The sequence below is a fragment of the Runella limosa DSM 17973 genome (assembly GCF_000482465.1).
In the GTDB taxonomy this organism is placed as follows: domain Bacteria; phylum Bacteroidota; class Bacteroidia; order Cytophagales; family Spirosomataceae; genus Runella; species Runella limosa.
In genome coordinates this window covers 101,748-120,818 of sequence record NZ_KI519421.1, presented here as the reverse complement: position 1 = coordinate 120,818, position 19,071 = coordinate 101,748, and the positions used below count along the sequence as shown (strand labels likewise).

General features: G+C 42.1%; 17 protein-coding genes and 1 tRNA gene. 2 read left to right on the top strand and 16 right to left on the bottom strand.

The window, feature by feature from the left end:
• Positions 1-58 precede the first annotated feature (58 nt).
• On the top strand, positions 59-1,723 hold the full coding sequence (locus K339_RS36025; RefSeq protein ID WP_051398050.1) for a T9SS type A sorting domain-containing protein: 1,665 nt from the start codon (positions 59-61) through the stop codon (positions 1,721-1,723).
• Between the two features lie 4 nt (positions 1,724-1,727).
• Here K339_RS36025 and K339_RS0116305 read toward each other — a convergent pair whose 3' ends face one another.
• From K339_RS0116305 to K339_RS33880, 8 genes are all read right to left on the bottom strand, one after another.
• Positions 1,728-2,609: an Rpn family recombination-promoting nuclease/putative transposase gene (locus K339_RS0116305; RefSeq protein ID WP_028524549.1), complete on the bottom strand. Its 882-nt coding sequence runs from the start codon at positions 2,607-2,609 to the stop codon at positions 1,728-1,730.
• Between the two features lie 237 nt (positions 2,610-2,846).
• Positions 2,847-3,332 carry a CbrC family protein gene (locus K339_RS36020; RefSeq protein WP_169731864.1) on the bottom strand — a complete coding sequence of 162 codons (486 nt, stop codon included), beginning with the start codon at positions 3,330-3,332 and terminating at the stop codon, positions 2,847-2,849.
• Positions 3,333-3,874: 542 nt separating this feature from the next.
• Positions 3,875-4,546 (bottom strand): hypothetical protein, encoded by a 672-nt coding sequence (locus K339_RS0116295; RefSeq protein WP_028524547.1) that lies wholly within the window; start codon positions 4,544-4,546, stop codon positions 3,875-3,877.
• Positions 4,547-4,549: 3 nt separating this feature from the next.
• The gene (locus K339_RS0116290; RefSeq protein ID WP_028524546.1) at positions 4,550-4,807 is read right to left on the bottom strand and encodes a hypothetical protein; all 258 of its coding nucleotides are present in this window, start codon (positions 4,805-4,807) and stop codon (positions 4,550-4,552) included.
• A 366-nt stretch (positions 4,808-5,173) separates the two neighbouring features.
• Positions 5,174-5,247, bottom strand: a tRNA-Ala gene (locus tag K339_RS0116285).
• Between the two features lie 137 nt (positions 5,248-5,384).
• Positions 5,385-6,767 (bottom strand): leucine-rich repeat domain-containing protein, encoded by a 1,383-nt coding sequence (locus K339_RS33885; RefSeq protein WP_084332233.1) that lies wholly within the window; start codon positions 6,765-6,767, stop codon positions 5,385-5,387.
• Between the two features lie 90 nt (positions 6,768-6,857).
• Positions 6,858-7,871, bottom strand: a complete 1,014-nt coding sequence (locus K339_RS0116275; protein WP_028524545.1) for a sugar kinase — start codon at positions 7,869-7,871, stop codon at positions 6,858-6,860.
• 23 nt (positions 7,872-7,894) lie between these two features.
• Positions 7,895-8,671 (bottom strand): hypothetical protein, encoded by a 777-nt coding sequence (locus K339_RS33880; protein WP_211243813.1) that lies wholly within the window; start codon positions 8,669-8,671, stop codon positions 7,895-7,897.
• A 209-nt stretch (positions 8,672-8,880) separates the two neighbouring features.
• Between K339_RS33880 and K339_RS0116265 the strand changes: the two genes are divergently transcribed.
• On the top strand, positions 8,881-9,513 hold the full coding sequence (locus tag K339_RS0116265) for a peroxiredoxin (RefSeq protein ID WP_028524544.1): 633 nt from the start codon (positions 8,881-8,883) through the stop codon (positions 9,511-9,513).
• A gap of 138 nt (positions 9,514-9,651) precedes the next feature.
• Here K339_RS0116265 and ahcY read toward each other — a convergent pair whose 3' ends face one another.
• The 8 genes from ahcY to K339_RS0116225 form a co-directional block, all read right to left on the bottom strand.
• A complete protein-coding gene (ahcY, locus tag K339_RS0116260; protein ID WP_028524543.1) occupies positions 9,652-10,968 on the bottom strand; it encodes an adenosylhomocysteinase in 1,317 nt (438 codons plus the stop codon).
• A 211-nt stretch (positions 10,969-11,179) separates the two neighbouring features.
• Positions 11,180-11,623 carry an aminoglycoside 6'-N-acetyltransferase gene (gene aac(6') / locus K339_RS0116255; RefSeq protein ID WP_037300805.1) on the bottom strand — a complete coding sequence of 148 codons (444 nt, stop codon included), beginning with the start codon at positions 11,621-11,623 and terminating at the stop codon, positions 11,180-11,182.
• A 51-nt stretch (positions 11,624-11,674) separates the two neighbouring features.
• On the bottom strand, positions 11,675-12,451 hold the full coding sequence (locus K339_RS0116250) for a nucleotidyltransferase domain-containing protein (RefSeq protein WP_028524541.1): 777 nt from the start codon (positions 12,449-12,451) through the stop codon (positions 11,675-11,677).
• A gap of 34 nt (positions 12,452-12,485) precedes the next feature.
• A complete protein-coding gene (mgtE, locus tag K339_RS0116245) occupies positions 12,486-13,835 on the bottom strand; it encodes a magnesium transporter (protein ID WP_028524540.1) in 1,350 nt (449 codons plus the stop codon).
• A 22-nt stretch (positions 13,836-13,857) separates the two neighbouring features.
• Positions 13,858-14,667, bottom strand: a complete 810-nt coding sequence (gene rsmA, locus K339_RS0116240) for a 16S rRNA (adenine(1518)-N(6)/adenine(1519)-N(6))-dimethyltransferase RsmA (RefSeq protein WP_028524539.1) — start codon at positions 14,665-14,667, stop codon at positions 13,858-13,860.
• 145 nt (positions 14,668-14,812) lie between these two features.
• A complete protein-coding gene (locus K339_RS0116235; RefSeq protein ID WP_028524538.1) occupies positions 14,813-16,477 on the bottom strand; it encodes a glucoamylase family protein in 1,665 nt (554 codons plus the stop codon).
• 115 nt (positions 16,478-16,592) lie between these two features.
• A complete protein-coding gene (locus tag K339_RS0116230; protein WP_028524537.1) occupies positions 16,593-17,444 on the bottom strand; it encodes a LamG domain-containing protein in 852 nt (283 codons plus the stop codon).
• Positions 17,445-17,527: 83 nt separating this feature from the next.
• On the bottom strand, positions 17,528-19,057 hold the full coding sequence (locus K339_RS0116225; protein ID WP_028524536.1) for a RagB/SusD family nutrient uptake outer membrane protein: 1,530 nt from the start codon (positions 19,055-19,057) through the stop codon (positions 17,528-17,530).
• Between the last annotated feature and the right edge of the window lie 14 nt (positions 19,058-19,071).

The following is a 19,071-nucleotide window of genomic DNA, read 5'->3' as shown; positions in this document are numbered from 1 at the left end:
TATCATGAAATAAAAATACGGTTTTTTGACGTAAATAAATACTAAAAGCAACATTGAAATGAAACAAAGAATTTTGATTTTTTGGTTTTTATTGTTTGTAGTGGTTGGTCAATTAAAAGGCCAATCTTCAACAAATACCATTCGTTATCAAATTACATACGAAACCGTTAATCAATTATATACCGTTTGGATAATTCCAGGGTATAATACGCCAAATACGTTTAATGCAGACACCGCCGAACGGGGGCCAACTGCTCAAGTAACTTTGCGCGTACCAAAATCTTTTTTAATAAGTGAGGTCATTGGGGTGAAGGGCGAATGGGACAAAACGCCGTTGCGTTTGGGTCCCAATGAACCCAACCAATCTTTTTTTAACTCACTAAGCGACGCCTATCGCTACTACGTTATTGGGAAAGCTGCGACCGAAACCATCTATGGTCGTTTTACAAAAGACAAAGCGGTTGCCCTTTTTCAGTTCAAAGGGAATGGGTGCTTTGGGGCCATATCGGTGTTGGATGAGTCGGACGAATTTGTGAAGTTGGCAGAAAAATATGCCTTAAATGTGCGACCCAGTTTTTATTCTCGTTCGGGTCAGCGAAATTTTGTGAATGCGGTGCCATTGGAACAATTTGCAGATCCGCTCGATCCGCCAGCTTATTGCTGTGGTTCAGGGGTGACACTCAACTCCGCGATTACCATCAATACCAATCAAAGTTCTTTTTGCCCTGGTGCTACTGCCTCTCTTTCCCTCAAAGGGATGAGTGGTGTTTCTAACCAAGCCGTTCGCTTTCGACAGACCACCACTGAGCCTTTGACGGAAGAGGAAGCCTATGCCTCATCGGGTACGTTACTTGGGGTAGTACCCAACAGCGCGCTGACTTCCAATAAAACGGAAGCCGTTTTAACTAACATTGTACTGCCCAAAAATGCGGGAAAGTACTTTATCGTTGCCACCCTGGATGGCGTGAGTGGCGCTTGCCGTCCTTATTCATCAACTCGTTTTACGATTGCCACTCTTGCCAATGCGGCGATTAGTTCGGATAAAACGGGGACTATTTGTTTGGGTGAAAGTGTGCTTTTGACGGCTCAACCTGCTGGACAGACCAAATACGAGTGGTTAAAAGACGGACAATCGGTTGGGGTAACTTCGACAAATACGTACCGAGTAACATCGGCGGGGGAGTATAAAGTGACGATTACGAACGAACTTGGGTGTAATTTAGGAGCCTCCAATGCAACAACTTTTACAACGATTGTGGTAAACAAACCAACCATTAAGCAAGTAGGGGAGCGGTTGGTTTCAAGCTCAAAAACGGGCAATCAGTGGTTTTATAATAATGCGGCCATTCCGAATGCCACCGACACGGTTTATTTGGCTACCAAACAAGGCGTATATACACTACAGATTACTTTGGGAAACTGCAAAAGCGAACTGTCGGATCCTGTACTTTTTGCGATAACCTCGGTGCAAGAACCGCTAAACGCCAACGAATACCGCCTGTATCCCAACCCCACCACTGGATTTTTTACAATTGAAAGTGATTCAGTGGAGTACGACGAGCTAGCTTGTTACGATTTCACGGGCAAAAAAATAGAAATCAACGTAGAAAAAGATGCCGAAAAACTCCGTGGTGACATCCGCCACCTCCCCAAAGGACTCTATATTCTCAAGCTCACAAACGAATCAAAAAATGCTAAAAGTTGGGTGGTGAGGAAGGAGTAGAATTTTACTCTTTTTCGTTACGCATTTGCTCTATCTGTTCAATGGTTAATTTTGTATGCTTTGCAATATCCGCGCTCGTGAGCGATGTTTGCAATAAACTCTTAGCAATTTCAACCGCCTTTTTAAAGTTTTCGTCTTTTCGTATTTTTTCCTCTACCTCAATTTGCAAAGAAAGAGCCTCGCTTGCCTTGACATGCAAATAGTCCAAATAACGATTATAGCCATACTGTTGTTCTTTATTCAAACGCATTACGTCTAAAACCTCCTTTGCTTCTGCCAAACCTTTTGCTTTAAATTCGTCTTTAACTTCACTATTTTTTAAAAAATAAATCCATTCATCAAGCGTATCTTTGGCTATATCATTGAATTGATTGACTTTGATAATATAGTATTCGGGAAAAATATCGGCAACGTTTTGCTTGGTAAAAGTCTCTTTTTGTTGGCTAGAAAGTTGTAAAAGGTCTTTTTCATGTAAGCCTTGAAAGTTGGTTGTGCCTTTATAAACATAGTCTCTGCCTTGCCCTAAGTTGAAATAAACAATATTCACAGAAATTACTTTTTTGATTTCGGAATAGGCTTGCCCTAAACTCAGATTTTCGGTTAAAACCTTTGCTGCACCATAAGCCATACGGTGAAAATAATCTATTTCGTAGGTATTTTGAATTTCTACGATAATTAATTCATTTTTTGAGTTTTCTGTTAGAATATCGACCCGATTGTATTTGTCCTCGTCTGTTTCTGGGTTGCCTTCGCTTTCCAAAATCTTTTGGATTTTGATGTCGTCAAACAGTAATTCAGACAAAAAACCTTCTAAGACAGCAAAATTTGCTTTGTTGCGAAGTAATTTTTTAACTGCCCAATCAAAACGAATCAGTTTTTTGCTCATATTATTTTTATACGAAGTTAAAAAAAGTTAAGAATATCACAGTGTACACGTTTCGTAAAATTGTGCCTAACAGATAGGGCTTTGCGACTGGGGGAGCAAAGCACAAATGCCCAATTTATTACTAAACATCATTAGAAGTATAAAATTTCAAGTTTGTACGTCACCCCACCTGACGCAAAACCTGTCTTGGCAGTCGTTATATTTTCGTTTATATTGCCTTAATTACTATTTCTTGTCTTAATCACAATCCCAATTACCTCGAAGTTTACCACAATGAGAACACTCAAATACATAATATGTCGGATACCATTCTTCGAGTTTGGTTTGTCCTTTTGGTAAACTTTCGTCCCACAAATGATTTAGTTCTTCGTTTGTCATTGACATAAATAATGCTCTGCCATCTCCGTCACTGCTATTTGTATAAAAATCTTTGGGTGTCCAAGTTCCTTTGTAAATCATAAAGTCATCGCAGTGCGTCAGCCAAAGTTCTTGTTGCCAAGAAATCAGCCTTGGCGTTCTTCGCATTTCCGTTAAAATGTCTGAAGCTATTCTGGACGGATTGTCTTGGTTGTGATTATAAACCTTACTCAACCCATTTTCGTCAAGCATTCCATATTCGGTATCGTGCCAAAATTCAAAGTGTCCTTCTCTTAAACAGGAATAGCAACCAGTTTTTCCTTCTTTATCATTGTCTGAAAAATTTAGTTGTAATAGTATAGTCAAGTTCAAAACAAAAATCTGTCTTACCACAAAGAGAACATAATGCTTGCTTGTCAAGCAAGTCGCTCATTTCATTAAGCGGTGCTTTGAAATATTTAAAGTTCATTTTCTAGGACCAGTTTTATGTTAGCCTATGTCAAAACAAAGGCTGCCAACGATGGGATGACGCCACTGCATCTCTTTCAAACGCTTATAAACATTTATTGTCGTTTACGATGGCATCTATTTCGCAATTGTATCTAATATCCTTCCGCTCACCCGCTAACCCAAGCCCTAAGCTCAGGATAGCCATCAAAAATTCTCGCACAATTAACAACACTTTGATTCAATACGCCAACTTTCTAACGGATTTATTATTCGTTGAACATGGTTGGCAGGAGAAGGGTAAAATTTGGGGTTGAATTTATTGAAAATCAGGGTAGGCTAGAAGCCAGTAGATACAAATCACGAGCGGTGCGCTCGCCCTATCGGATACAATAAAATATCAAAAGAGCTACTTATTAATAAAAGAGGCTGGTCGGCAACGATAGAGAATATTAAATTAGTTAACGACTACTTGCGCTGCCAGATAATCCTAATTTTTTAATTAATACTTTATTTAAAGAATCAAGGATATAAATTTTATCATTCATCTTTTGGACTTTTTGATTTAAAAAAAACATTTCTGTACTGTCAGATTTATTTTGCTTTTCAATTTTGTCTATTCTTGTTATTGAAGATTTTCCACCTAAATAAAGAAAAGTAATACCTACAATTAAAAATAATAAGTTGAAAATATAAGTTGGCTTTTTAAAATCACTCCATTGACTTTTATCTTTTGCAATATCATTAATGATTAAAGCAAAAAACATAACAAACGATAAAGAAATTGAGCAAATTCCTATTAATTCAAGAATATTTTCTTTATTCTTGAAAACTTGAACTTCAATAGATAAAAATGTAACAAAAGATGCAAAAAGCCCGAATATTGTAAGGAAATCTTTTTTAATTTCTTGACCTTCTTTTTTAATTTCATCTTTTTGCGCCTGAACTGAGTTGTCAAAGTCTTCTTTAAAGAGGCCTTTGATTTCTGACTTAACTTTCTCAGTTAAAATAACTTCGGTCGTTAATCTATTAGATTGATTAGAGCTGTCACTATCAATGCCTTCTTGATTTGGTTCAAAACCAATATCCTTACCATCGTCTAATTTTTGGATTGTTTTTTCTAAATCAGCCATAGATTAGATTTGAACATGTGGCAATAAAATTTTAAGGGCAAAAGAATGAATCAATCCTGTGCTTTTTCCCACAACTGCTACTGCTGGAACAGTTGGTCCCCCTATAACAAATGCACCGCCAATTTCTTTTTGAAAAGGCATATTGATAAATCCATCTATTAATATGAAACCCGCTGGGTCAGAAATTACGCCCGAAGCAATCTTGCTCTCAATTGCGTTTTGTATTTGAGCTTTGTATATTTCAAAACCTAACACAGCCATTTTAATTATTATTTATTTGTAAAATTCATTTTATTTCCAGCAACCAAAATCTTATAGAATTTTAGTATGATTTCATTTCTCTTATTTTGTAAAGATAAGATTCTTTTAATCGCCATTTAATCTATTGAAGGTAACTTTATTTATGCCTTAACTTGCAAAAATAGGGTAATAAACTTTTTGACATAAGCATTTTATATTATTTTTTAGTATGAGAGTTTACACTTATTATAAATAAAAAATAAACCTTTAACACTACTATTTTGAGATTTTTGCATATACTCTTATATAAAAAGTAAAGGTAAAAGGTGGTACAAGGTAGAACATTCAATAAAAAACCCCCAAATTAAGGAAATTTGAGGGTTTTCGTGGAGAAGATGGGATTCGAACCCACGACCTCTTGCATGCCATGCAAGCGCTCTAGCCAGCTGAGCTACATCCCCGAAAAAAGAACTAGTTGCGTGACGTTTAGCTAAGCGCTCTAGCCAGCTGGTACGCCAGTCCGATGAGCTACATCCCCAAACGGAGTGCAAAGATGTAGTTTCGATTCGATTTTTGCAACTACTTTCCCAAAAATACTTTAATAAGAAACGTCCGTTTTGTTTTGGGTTAAGTCTTCCATGATTGGCTTTGAACGACTCAGTAGCATAGGGTCTTCAGTAACAGGGTTTTGGCGAAGGTATAGTTTTTTGAGTCGTTTCAATTTGGGCATTTGCGACGGTAGCTCACTTAAATTATTATAGCTTACGTCGATTTCTTCTACCACGCGCAACGTGCCAATAAAGTTGGGCAAGGTACTAAACTGATTATGATTGATGTCAAGAATGGTCAACCGCCGCAATCTTTTGAGATTAGGAAGACTCGACAATTTATTGTGATGCGCATAGATGGCTTGTAAGCGTCTCAGCTTCCGAAGGTTTGTGGGAAGTTGATTCAGTTGGTTATTAGAAAGGGCTAGCTGCTGTAATCGACGCATTTGCCCGATTGACGAAGGTAGTTCGGAAAGATTGTTATGATAGAGGTCAATCACTTCTAATTTTCTTAATTTTTTGACTCCTTGGGGTAAGGTGCTGAGGTCACACGAATATAAATTGATGTCGCGTAGTCGTCTTAAACCCTGAAAACTATCATCGTTTAGTTGGGTAAGTTTGTTGTAACCGAGCCATAAGCTGGAGAGCCGTTTGCAGGCTTGAACCGCCGCTGGAACGTCTGTAAAACGATTGTTTTGGATATTTAAAATTCGGAGATTTTTGTTCTCAGTAAACGTTAAGCTGTTGTTGGTGAGTTGGTTATTGTTGAGCCACACGTGTTTAAGTTTAGGTAAACGTGTCAAATCTAGGTTGACATTTTTAAGTTCGTTTCCCCCTAGGTTTAGCTCTTTCATCTCCGTAAATTTATAAATGACATCAGGCACTTCCTTCAATTCCAGCTGATTGAGGGCAAGAACCTTGACCGTATCGGGTCGAGTGGTGGCGACAGCCTCTTCGAGGGTGCTAATGACGTGGCGCCCTTTGGGAAGCTGACGTATCACCCCAATGTTGATAAATTGGTGGAAGGAGTGGGCGGCCGTAATCTTAACGGGAAAGCGATAGTTGTCTAAGTAATTACGGAGAGAATCCAAGATTCTTGTTTTTGATTCTTCCGAAACTTTACCTTCAAAACTGTAAAGGAAATAGTCAAACCGCCCTTCTTTACTTACATAAAAACGGCTCCACAAAGTACCGTTATCTTTTTTGTTGCTGTGTTTCCTTGCCTGACTGTTCACATTGAGCAAAAACGCTTGCTCAGATTTAAAATAGGTGTTGGCTGAACCATCAAAAAACTTTTTAGAGCCAGGGTACAGGCTGTCTAATGTTTTAATACTCAGTCGCTTGCTTTCTGCTTCTGAGAATGTCATTATTTTCACTTGCGAATACGCCAATGAGCTAACGAAGAAGATAGATGATAAAAAAAATAGTTTCATAGTTGTAGGAGGTTTACTCTTCTAACTACGAAACTAAAGATAATATTGTTTAAAACAATATATATAGTAAAATTTTATATAAAAATTTTACTATCGAGAAAGTTTCCCTGAGCTATCACCCGAAGATAGCCGCTCAACTTCCTCGACAGACACTAAATTAAAATCGCCTTCCACGGTATGTTTGAGGGCTGCCGCCGAGGTAGCAAACTCAAGGGCGTGCTGCACACTTTGGTCAAAATAGTCATAGCCATACAAAAAGCCAGCGATAAAAGCATCACCGCTCCCTATGCGATCCACGATGTGATGAATGTCGTAGGTGGTGGTTTTGTAAAACTTCTCGCCGTTCCAAGCTTTTCCCTTCAATTGGTTGTGGGAAGCACTGATGGAGTCACGTTTGGTGTCAAGGATCAGCTTAATGTTGGGATACCTTTCCATGATTTGTTTTGAGGTAGATACCCACTTGTTTTTATCTTCGGGCAGCGGCTTGATGCCAAACAAATCGTCGGCATTGCTATTGCCGCAGACGATGAGGTCGCAGTAAGACACCAATTCGGGTATAATTTCCTGTGGTGTTTTTCCCCAATTCCATAGACCTTTACGGTAGTTTACGTCTGCCGAGATTTTAACGCCCAACTTTCGGGCGGTTTGTACAGCTTCTAAACAGGCTTGGGCGGCACTTTCCGACAGGGCAGGGGTGATGCCCGTGAAGTGAAACCAATCGGCCCCCGTCAGAATTCGTTCCCAATCAAAACTATCAGCCTCAAGGGTACAAAACGAGTCATTGAGGCGGTCATAAATTACTTGGCTTGCACGGGCGTTGGCGCCATTTTCTACGAAATAAATCCCCATGCGGTCGCCGCCTAACTGAATTTCGGAGGTGTCGAGGCCGTATTTACGCAGGTACATGATGGCAGCTTTCCCAATGTCGTTGTTGGGAAAACGGGTCACGTGGACGGCTTGAACGTCCCATTGGGCAGTCGCAATCGCTACGTTTGCTTCTCCACCAGCATAAGTAATGTCAAAACGATGGGCTTGGCTAAAACGAGCAAAAGCAGGCGGTGATAACCGCATCATGATCTGACCGAAAGTAACAATTTTTTTCATACCTTGTAAAGCTAAGTTTTGGGCTATTTACTCCGTTTTTCTTGGCGTTTTTTAATCGTTTTTTTAGCCCATTGATACGAATCTGTGAAAGCTTCACTTTCAAGCGTAAAGCCTAAACTGTAATAGGGGCCATTGTAATTGGTCGGGAGGTTTTGTTGGTAAAGGGCATAACGATAGCCGCCTTGTGTACTAAAACCAACCCATCGAGTTGCTTTCCATTTGAGGTAAAAACCCGCTTGAGCTGGCATAAAGAAATCATTTCTTCGCCAAATCATCAGGTCATTTAAGAGTTTATTGCCTGAGCTTTGAGTTGCCCCAATGCCTAATTCAACAGGAAGGCTAAATCTCCAACGCTTGTTTTCAATTATTTTCGGAACATACATCAGACTGAAAAAATATAAATCTGTTTTTGTATAATAACCCAAATTAACCAACCTAGAAGCATTTTTACGGAAATCAATGAGCCTTAGAAATGAGTTAAAAGTGAGCCAATAATACCCAAAAGTAAGTTCATGGCGCTTCCGCCCAAATTTTATGCCCGTATTTACCCCCCAAATATTGACAAATTTTTTGTCAATAAACGAACTTCTAGCGTCCCAGTTGAGGGTGTACATTAGGTTGGGGCCGCGCCTCATGCTGTCTTGGCTACTGGAAAATATTTCTTTGAGAAATTTGAGCGATTTAGGGGTACGGGTAGAGTCACTGGTTTTGACAGAGGTGGAGTCAACGTCAGCTGCCCACATTCGAGTAGGAATGGTTAATGTGGTTAAAAATAGATAGATGAGGTGTTTACGAAACATGCTGTACTTCACGCTAAAACAATTATTTTCAATAACGTTTTTCTCAGAAGGTTTAGTTTTATTTTTTGTTAATTGGAACAATTTTTAACGTACGTTTGTACTACATTTGTCAAGCCTCCCAAGAAAGAGGCTTTCAATTATCGGATAAACCATATAAAGCCGATAGTCTATAAGTAAAAATATTCTTTCCACAAAAACTCTTATTTATCATGTCACTTAGATTAGGCGATATTGCCCCAGATTTTCAAGCGGATACTACGCAAGGCCCTATCAGTTTCCACGAATGGTTAGGTGATTCTTGGGGATTGTTATTTTCTCACCCTGCCGATTTTACCCCAGTTTGTACCACGGAATTGGGCAAAACGGCGTTATTGAAGGGCGAATTTGCAAAAAGAAACGTAAAAGTAATAGCGGTGAGCGTGGATGATTTGGATTCGCACGCGCGTTGGGTGCCAGATATAAACGAAGTAAATGGGACGGAAGTTAATTTCCCAATCATTGCGGATGAAAACCGTAACGTGGCAACGTTGTACGATATGATTCACCCCAACGCCAGTGAGAAAGCAACGGTTCGTTCGGTGTTTGTGATTGGCCCCGACAAGAAAATCAAACTTACGTTGACTTACCCTGCTTCAACAGGTCGTAACTTCAACGAGCTTATTCGCGTGATTGATTCGCTTCAACTAACGGCTTATAACCAAGTCGCTACGCCAGCAGACTGGAAACCAGGCGAAGATGTGATTGTGGTACCTGCTGTTTCAACGGAAGATGCCCAGAAAAAATACAGCGATTTGAGAATCGTCAAGCCATATTTGCGTTATACAGCGCAACCAAATAAGTAAAGGGAACACTTGGTCAGACGATAGCCAGACCGAATATTCCCTTTTTTGCCTTTGTTTGGGTCTGACTATCGTCTGACCCCTCTGGTCTTTTTGCTCGGTCTGACTATCGTCTGACCGAGCAAAAAGCCAAATTTTAACCTAGTAGCGGTACAATTCTGATTTGAATGGCCCTGCTACCGTAACGCCGATGTAAGCTGCTTGCTCTTCATCAAGAGTTTCAAGCTTCACCCCAATATGTGATAAGTGCAATTTAGCTACTTTCTCGTCGAGGTGCTTAGGCAAGATATATACTTGTTTTTCGTATTTGCCTGGGTTGGTGTATAACTCAATTTGTGCCAATGTTTGGTTACAGAATGAGTTTGACATCACAAAAGATGGGTGACCCATCGCACAACCCAAGTTCACCAAACGACCTTCTGCCAAGACGATGATTTCTTTGCCATCTACTGTATAAAGATCAACTTGTGGTTTGATTTGCTCTTTCGTTGCGCCGTAGTTTTCGTTCAACCAAGCCATGTCGATTTCGTTATCGAAGTGACCAATGTTACAAACGACTGCTTTGTCTTTCATTGATTTGAAATGGCGGCCTTTGATGATGTTGATGTTACCTGTCGCCGTTACAAAGATATTGGCACGAGTCGCAGCTTCATCCATCGTAACTACTTCAAAGCCATCCATCGCTGCTTGCAATGCACAGATTGGGTCGATTTCGGTAACCAACACGCGGCAACCAGCACCACGAAGTGATTCTGCCGAGCCTTTACCTACGTCACCGTAACCTGCTACAACGGCCACTTTACCAGCCAACATCAAGTCAGTAGCACGACGGATAGCGTCCACCAATGACTCTTTGCAACCGTATTTGTTATCAAATTTCGACTTAGTAACCGAATCGTTTACGTTGATAGCTGGAAGGTGCAATGTGCCGTTTTTCATACGCTCGTACAAACGGTGTACACCTGTTGTTGTTTCTTCCGACAAACCACCGATTCCTGCAATGAGCTCGGGATAGTTGTCAAACACCATGTTTGTCAAGTCACCACCATCGTCAAGGATCATATTCAATGGCTGACGCTCTTCTCCGAAGAAAAGTGTTTGTTCGATACACCAATCAAATTCTTCAGCTGTCATACCTTTCCAAGCATAAACCGAGATACCTGCGGCAGCAATAGCAGCAGCAGCGTGATCTTGCGTTGAGAAGATGTTACATGAAGACCAAGTCACTTCAGCACCCAATTCAACCAACGTTTCAATCAAAACGGCAGTTTGGATAGTCATGTGTAAGCATCCTGCGATACGAGAGCCTTTCAATGGCTTCGTAGCGCCATATTCAGCACGAAGTGCCATCAAACCAGGCATTTCGGCTTCAGCCAAACGAATTTCCTTACGGCCCCAATCGGCCAATGTGATGTCTTTAACTTTGTACGGTACGTACGTTCCTGTTGCTACTGACATTTTATTATTAAAATTAAATGTGATTGCTTATTTGCTAAGTGTTTATCAAAACAAATGCAAAATTAGTAGGTATTAGCTGGAGAATGATTGTTTAAACAATTGAAAATATGCCTCTATCCAAAAAAAAGATATTTTATAAGGTAAGAATAGGGGAAAACGTTACATTGTTAGATATAAACAGTGTTATAAAATATTTTGGCAGATAAAATGTCTAATCAAGATTTTTAACGAAACACACGATTCTCGCCGCTTCGGTAAAACCTGCTTTTTCATGGAAGAGAATACTGAGTTGATTTTCCATTTCAACATCGGAGCAGAGTTGTTTAAATCCGTGTTGGACAGCCCATTGTTCAGCGCGTGTGACAAGCATTTGCCCCAGACCTTTCTGTCGGTAATCGCTATCGACGTAGAGCCCTTCAATGTAGGCAACGGGTAGTTCTTCGGCACCTTCTACGTAATCGTTCCGAATGCTAAGTTCAATAAAACCAATGAATTGACTGGAGGTTCGTAAAAGAAAACAAGTCCCTTGATTCTGTTTCAAAAGGTCTGAGTAGTGGGTTTGCATTTCTACCAACTCAGTATCAGGCCACAGTTGAGTAGCCAACTGGGCGAGGGCAGCGACGGTGGAGGGTTGTAGTGCTTCGATGAATGGCATTTTTGCTACTAAGATGTAGCTCCTCTGGAGCAGCTTTTTGTTTTAATGCGTTCAACTTGAAACCCAAGCTTCATTCAATGAATTGCGAAATATGCTATTGAGTAATTGGCTGGAAGGAGGGTCAATTTTTTCTATACTTTTGACTAAATTTGTATAAAACGCTATTTTGTCTTCTAAAAAAAGGTTGAGAGCTGGGATAGGGTCTGCTTCATTTAACTCTTCACCCGCTTTTTTTCGTATTAATAATTCTTGAATAATGGCTTTTATACTTGGGTTATCAACCTGACTTTCAAGGAGTACGTCAAATTCTACAGGAGCCATACTGTTAGTTTTTAGTATCCAGTCGCAGGCAAGTAGCGGGCGTAGAACGTAAAAGTATTTCTTTAAGCGGACTTGTTCTTTCAACAAATAATCTCGGTAGTTGCCTTCTGCCATGTGTAAGTAGTGGTGAAGGCAGGCCCTTGGATTAAAAACCTCCTGTGTCAGTGTTTGAAGTTGTTGGGCTGTAGAAGTTTGCTCTAAGTAAACAATAGGACTTTGTAGCCACTCTAGCAAGGGAGGGTTTGATTTTCTAAAAAGTCTCAAGGCTTTTTTAAGCTCCCATCCTGATAAATCAAGCTCATTGGGCAACATTTCCTCGATATTGTCTCGTTTCTCGTCGATTGTTAAATACCAATCTATCGTATGAATATATACAAATCGGACATCCCAATCACTATTGGTAGAAGCGAATCCCCAAGCACGACTGCCACTCTCAACTGCAAACAAAATTTTGATGTTGTGTTGTTTTTCTAAGCGTAAAAGCTCTTTTTGAATTTCCTTTTTCATCGCATTTTTAGGATTTTGACGGTAAAATACTCTTCTACATTTTCAACAAAAAATGCGCGATTAAAAAATAGGTGCCGATGCCTACCAAATCGTTGGCGGTGGTGATGAAAGGCCCCGAAGCAACGGCAGGGTTAATGCCAAAGCGGTCGAGGATGAGGGGGGTAATGGTGCCCATAAAAGACGCCAATAATACCACCGCCATTAGGGAAAGACTTACCACCCACACCAATTGGGTTTCGCTAAAAACAAGTACGTATAGCCCAGCTAAAAGCCCAATAATGAGGCCGTTGAGGGAGGCAATGACAATAATTTTGAGTAAACGTTCTTTCCAGCTTATTTCTAACCCCGACTTGTCGGCCAAGGCTTGTACAATCAACGACGCCGTTTGAATGCCGACATTTCCCCCTGTCGAACCCATGATGGGAATAAACATGGCAAGGGCGGCGATTTTGCTCAGTTCGCCCTCAAAAACCCGAATCACAGTAGCCGCCATTAAGCTTCCGATTACGCCCACAATCAGCCATGGCAGACGCCCCTTCACTTGTTGCCAAAGGTTATCGTCTTCTTCTACTTCGCCTGTGATACCCGAAATCGCTTGAATATCTTCTTCGGCTTTTTCGATAATAACGTCCAAAACATCGTCGATGGTGATGCGGCCAAGTAAGCGTTTTTGCACGTTTACGACTGGAATGGCCTCCAAATCGTACCGTTGCATGATTTCGGATACTTCCTCAACGGGGCGGTAAGTTTCGACGTAGTGAATGTCTTCGTCGTATATGTTGCCGATTTTGGTATTTTTTCGGGCCAAAACCAAGTTCTTGAGCGAAATAAGCCCTAGCAAGGTCTGATTGTCGTCAACTACATAAACGGCATAGACTTTTTCAACGTCTTCGGCCTGTTTACGAATCTCTTCAATGCACTCATTTACCGTCCAATTGACGTTGGCTTTCACCAATTCTTTTTGCATCAAACCACCCGCCACATCTTCGTCGTAGGGGAGGAGGTCGATGATAAAGCGGGCTTGCTCACGGTCTTCCAGCAATCCAATGACTTCTTCCCGTACCTGAATGGGCTGCTCTTGGAGCAAATCCACGGCATCGTCCGAATCAAAAACTTCGATGTAACGGGCAATTTCGGCGGACGAAAAATTCTCCAAAAAACGTTTGCGGTCTTCGGGTTCTATTTCTGCCAAAATTTCGGCACCTATCTCTGTATTGAGCAAACTGAAAAGATAATGGGCGGGTTCGGTCTCCAGCTCATACAACAACATGGTGATGTCGGCGGGGTACAATTCATCCATTTCTGCCCGAAGCAAGGTGTCGTCCCGCCCAGTGATGGCCGTTTCAATTTTTTCGAGAAACTCTTTGGTTAATTCAAACGTCATGCCTTTAGTGCGTCTTACTGGGCTATTCGCCGCTGGCAGGTTGATTTTCTACAAGTTGGGTTAACATCACAAAATCAGCTACGCTAAGTTGTTCGGCCCGCTTGTCCAGTATTGGGTGGTTGAAGGTGATACCGAGTGGTTTGAGCGCATTTCGAAGCGTTTTACGTCGTTGATTAAAACCCGCTTTTACTACTTGGGTAAACCGTTTTTCATCACAATCTAGTTTGTGAACGTTGTTGCGCTTGAGTCGAACCACGCCAGATTGGACTTTTGGAGGCGGTTCAAAGGCTTCGGGCGGAACACTAAAGGAATACTCGATGTCATAAAAGGCTTGAAGCAAAACGCTTAAAATACCGTAGTCTTTTTTCCCTGGAGGCGCGGCAATTCGGAGCGCTACTTCTTTTTGAAACATTCCAACGATTTCGGGAATGAGGTCGCGGTAATCGAGGGCTTTAAAAAGAATTTGGGACGAAATATTGTAAGGATAATTGCCAATCAGGGCAAACCGCCCCGTCCCAGTTGAAGTACCATTTTGAATAGACTGATACCATTCGTTGAGGTTCATTCGGAGAAAGTCGCCACCGATGATTTTACCTTCGAGTTTGGGAAAATTTACTTTTAGATAGGCGACTGATTCACGGTCTATTTCAACCACATAGGTATTGTATTGTTCCTTGGGTAAAATAAACTGCGTCAATACCCCCATTCCAGGGCCTATTTCGAGCACAGTGTCGTATCCTCCGTGTCCAGAGAGAAGGTCAGCGATGCGGTTGGAAGCATCCAAATCGCGTAAAAAGTGCTGTCCTAAGTGTTTTTTTGCTTTAACTTTCATGCCTTGGAGGCTTTTGTGGGGCTATGTTTGGGCAATTGCGGCACGAAAGTACGAAATAACCCTTTGGGGAGGGCTATCGAGGAGTAGGAAATGTTAGAGCAGTGGTCGGGCTGAAAGTAGCCCGACACACGCTCGGAAGCATTGTTTATTCAAAACCCAACTTGGTTTTGGAAGTTTGGACTTCGGGGCACGACATAAAAAGTTTCCACAATAATCCTGTACGGTGGTTTTCAATCATGCAAATAATGGGGCCTTGGTCGATGGCCAAAAATGAATTTGCCCACCAAAGGTTGGTTAAGTTAAAACCGTCCACAAAACCGTAGTCATTCCAAATCTTATCGCCCAATTTGTAATAGAAAAACCGCAATGCCCGCATCGACTCTTGTGGGGTGTAAGGCATGGCCGAAATCGCTGCGGTAGGGCTAATGACCCCCAAATCTTCGGTGGGAGAGTGGGCGGCGTAGCCTGTGTTTGTATCGCTGGCGGTAAGTCCCCAACAATCAGCACTGTAGCCCGAATAATTTTTAGGATTGGCCAAGCAGTACTTATAGTTGATTTGGGTATGTGCCAAATTTTGTTGCCAATAATCGGCGTATTGGTCTTTTAATCCTTTCGGATTGAGTCCTAAAAACGAATAATGAGAAAAGAACAATGGCCCGCCTAAGTCAAATCCAAGCGGTAGGGTTACGCCATAAAACTGCTTGCCATTTTTCATTTTGCCATTTTCTGCCCAGCCATTGGTATATACATCTTTGTTGATGCTATGGGTAGGAGAGCCAGCGGCGAGGAAGTACGTAATCAAGCACTCGTTCCAGCCGTGAATTTGATGGTTCATGCGCCATTCATAGTTGGGAGACCAATGCCAGTACAAGACTTTTTCGCCGTTTTTGGTGTGCCAATCCCATTCTACGGCATTACAAATGTCGTTGATGATTTGTCGAAGCGCGGTTTCCTCGGTTGTTTTTTTGTCAAAATACTGCCGAGCGGTCATTAATCCTTGAATCAAATAGGCAGTTTCTACCAAATCGCCGCCGTTATCGTAGGTACTGAAAGGAACGGTCGCGCCCGTGGTGCCATTCAACCAGTGTGGAAAAACGCCGTGGTGGGTTTTGGTTTTGTTTTTTAAAAAATCGGTCATTTTGGCCAAACGCTCAACCGCTTGTTGACGGGTGATAAAACCGCGCTCAACTGCCACTACCATGGCCATGATGCCAAAACCCGTTCCGCCCGAAGTACACACATCGCCTGAGGTATTTCGCTCGCGGGCAAGTCCAGAGACAGGGTGACCAAACTCCCAGAAATAACGAAATGTCTGCTTTTGTACCAAGGTCAACAGCTCATCGTCGCTAATGCGCGGAAATTTATCAGCGGTATCGAGAGCAGTTGTTAGTCCAAAATTAATGTTGGTATTCAGGAGAGTAGTTTTGCGAGATTGTAGCTCAGGTCCTACCAAAATACTGTACTGAGTAATGCTTTTCAAGGGCTGTTGCGGAACAAGTCGAACCGCGCTGTCGGCCTTAAAAAAAGTATAATTGAGGGGGATTTTTGCCGACGATTGGCGCTCCACCAACGAAATTGCGGCAGGCGCTGAGGTCGTATTGAGTGGTGCCGAAAAACTGATTTCTATTTTGGGCAAAAGGTTGGTATTGTTGGCATAAAACCCGCCAGACTGCTGGTCGTTGACGGTCACTAGCTTATAATAAAATTGCTCAGGGGTAGCAACGTTTTGGGTTTTACAGGAAAAAAAGCTCGTTGAAACAATAAGCGTAGATACGCTGGCAAAGTAAAGGAGTGGTTTTAGGGTAACCATAATGAATGTGATTTTAGGATGCGCCAATGACTTGAGTGCCTAAAGTAAGAGCACCCCTCGGAGGAGATGGTGCTCTTGTTATCATAAAAAGTAGGGTAAAAATAAAAGCTAACAACTAGCGTCCAGCAGTTTCAAGCTGGAAAAGGGAGCTAATATCGCCTTCCGAAAGGGCTTTGTTCCAAATCCGAACTTCGTCAATCATACCTGTCAAAGGTACTTGCCATGCGTCAGGCGTTCCCGAAATGTTGGTTCCCCATGCGCCAATGATTGGCTTGGTTGGGGTTGTGAAGTTGAGCGTACCTGTTGTTCCTCTCAATTCCCACTCTGGGTTCGATACTTTGACACCGTTTGCGTAAATTTTGAAGGTAGAAGTAGCACCGTCCCAAGTCATGACCAAGTGTGTCCAAGTACCACCAAATTTTGCGGCTTGTACTCCACCTTTGGCAGGTTCGTTGCGCGAGTCTTGCCAAGAATCGTTTCCGTTTACTTTCGTAACCACCAATCCTTTTACTACTAAGGTATCTGAAGTGGCTTTTCTCCAACCTGTTTCGGCCATCAAATTGATGTTCCCTGCCCATTCGTTGGGGCGAGTGAGTGTGAAAAATACCGATGGATTTGAACCATTGTTTTTCACGTTAGCCCAAAGGCTGATGGTCGCATTTGGCAAGCTGTTTAATGACGCAATGGCATCGTACGCCAAATAACCTGCGGCAAAGTTAGCCGCTTGTCCTTTGATACCTGTTGAATAAGATACGTTTTGAGACTTGGTAGGAGCGCTTCCAGATTTTGCTTCTTTAGGGTCGCCATTAAGTCCCCAATACGCTACTAAGTTTGAGCTTGCTACTTCGTCGGCGTTGTTGTAACCACCGATTGGAGGTAAAGATTCTTCTTTGCTGCAAGATGTCAACATGCTTCCTGTGATGATGGCACTTGCCAATGCGCCTAAAAGGATTTTGCTAGTTTTCATGTGATTTTTAGATGTGTTAAAAAAAAGTTGAAACAATGAATAAGAAAAATTGAAAGTAAAATGCTTGATGTGTTTTTGGGGGCTTAGTAGCCGCTGTTTTGAATTAACTTTCCGCCACTTAGCGCGATTTGAAGCGCAGGAATTGGCAATAGCTCATGCGTTCCTTTGACAAATTTTTTGCCTGTTTTTTGCAATGTTTCAGCAGCACGGCCTTGGCGAACTAGGTCAAAAAAACGGTCGTGCTCCATGGCCAATTCGACGTGGCGTTCTTGCCAAATAGCTTCGCGAAGGGCCGTTTGACCGGTAGAGGTAGCAGCTTTTAGCCCTGCCCTTTGGCGAACCCGATTCAGCGGAGTAAGTGCTTCGCCGCTTCTGCCTAGCTCGTTGGCCGCTTCGGCGTTGATAAGTAACACCTCGGCAAAACGTAGCAAGTGGACATTTTTTTGCTTGCGGTCGCGGTTGCCTAGCCAGCTTTCTACGTTTTTGTTTTCGCTGTGGTACGCTTTGTAGTTGTATCTGAGGTTTTCAACGGAGTCGGCACTTGGGACACGGAAACCATCAAATAAAACGGTGCCTTTGTACGTCCCACTGTTGTCGATAAAAATAATGGTGGCATTTTTCCTCAAATCACCTGCTTCGTACGCATTGGCCAAGGTGGTGGTGGGGTTACAAAAGCCCCAACCCAAATCAGTCCAGCCGCCTTTGCCACCCACGCGTGGTCCTTGGAACATCGAATAGTTGCTGATTCCAAAGTCTGAATTATTGAATTGACCCGTTTGAACTTCCAAAATAGCCTCTCTGCTGTTGTCGCCCACTTGTCGCCAGATGGTCGAATAATCGGCCAGCAAGTCATATTGACCTGAATTGATTACTTCTTTGGATAAATCATACGCCTTTTGCCACTCTTTGCGGTACATATATACTTTTGCCAAAAGGGCTTGCGCTGTTCCTTTTGAGATACGTCCAGCTTGGGTTTGACTGCGAAGAGGAAGGGTGTTGACGCTATTTTGCAAATCGTCGATAATCACTTGATAAATCTCTTCCGCAGACGCGCGGGTTTGGAAAACGGGGTCATTGTTGGCGTCGGCGGCGTCTTTAGGCACCCGAAGAATTTTGGGTACTCCTCCAAACCAACGTACGAGGTTGAAATAATAATAGCCTCGAATAAAACGTACTTCGGCGCTTAAACGGGCTTTGGTGGCCTCGTCGAGGGTAGAATTACTAATGGCAACGAGCGATTGGTTCACTTTGGCGATTCCGTTGTAATAACCACTCCAGAGTGCTTGGACGAACAAATTGGTAGGTGTGTGGGTAAATTCATCTAAAACGCCTACGGTTCCAGCTTGGTCGCTGGCAGTGCTGCCTTTGTCGGCGTCGTCGGAAAGGATATTGGTTGCCGAAACGAACGCGATACCGTGTACATCGCCTTCTGCGCCAAAAGCTTCTCCTAACATCAGGCTGTTGTAAACCCCAACTACGAGGTTTTGGGCAAAATTTGGATCCGTATCAGCCGTCGGTTTGCCTTGTAATGGAACATCCAAAAAACTGCTGTTGCAGGCCGTAAGGCTCAATAACAAACTCAATATGCCTACCGAAATATGATGCTTTTTCATGTCTTTTCTTGTTT

Coding starts and splice junctions, on each gene's coding strand:
- K339_RS36025 (WP_051398050.1), top strand. CDS start 59: ATGAAACAAAGAATTTTGATTTTTTGGTTTTTATTGTTTGTAGTGGTT.
- K339_RS0116305 (WP_028524549.1), bottom strand. CDS start 2,609: ATGAGCAAAAAACTGATTCGTTTTGATTGGGCAGTTAAAAAATTACTT.
- K339_RS0116295 (WP_028524547.1), bottom strand. CDS start 4,546: ATGGCTGATTTAGAAAAAACAATCCAAAAATTAGACGATGGTAAGGAT.
- K339_RS0116290 (WP_028524546.1), bottom strand. CDS start 4,807: ATGGCTGTGTTAGGTTTTGAAATATACAAAGCTCAAATACAAAACGCA.
- K339_RS33885 (WP_084332233.1), bottom strand. CDS start 6,767: ATGAAACTATTTTTTTTATCATCTATCTTCTTCGTTAGCTCATTGGCG.
- K339_RS0116275 (WP_028524545.1), bottom strand. CDS start 7,871: ATGAAAAAAATTGTTACTTTCGGTCAGATCATGATGCGGTTATCACCG.
- K339_RS33880 (WP_211243813.1), bottom strand. CDS start 8,671: ATGTTTCGTAAACACCTCATCTATCTATTTTTAACCACATTAACCATT.
- K339_RS0116265 (WP_028524544.1), top strand. CDS start 8,881: ATGTCACTTAGATTAGGCGATATTGCCCCAGATTTTCAAGCGGATACT.
- ahcY (WP_028524543.1), bottom strand. CDS start 10,968: ATGTCAGTAGCAACAGGAACGTACGTACCGTACAAAGTTAAAGACATC.
- K339_RS0116250 (WP_028524541.1), bottom strand. CDS start 12,451: ATGAAAAAGGAAATTCAAAAAGAGCTTTTACGCTTAGAAAAACAACAC.
- mgtE (WP_028524540.1), bottom strand. CDS start 13,835: ATGACGTTTGAATTAACCAAAGAGTTTCTCGAAAAAATTGAAACGGCC.
- rsmA (WP_028524539.1), bottom strand. CDS start 14,667: ATGAAAGTTAAAGCAAAAAAACACTTAGGACAGCACTTTTTACGCGAT.
- K339_RS0116235 (WP_028524538.1), bottom strand. CDS start 16,477: ATGGTTACCCTAAAACCACTCCTTTACTTTGCCAGCGTATCTACGCTT.
- K339_RS0116230 (WP_028524537.1), bottom strand. CDS start 17,444: ATGAAAACTAGCAAAATCCTTTTAGGCGCATTGGCAAGTGCCATCATC.
- K339_RS0116225 (WP_028524536.1), bottom strand. CDS start 19,057: ATGAAAAAGCATCATATTTCGGTAGGCATATTGAGTTTGTTATTGAGC.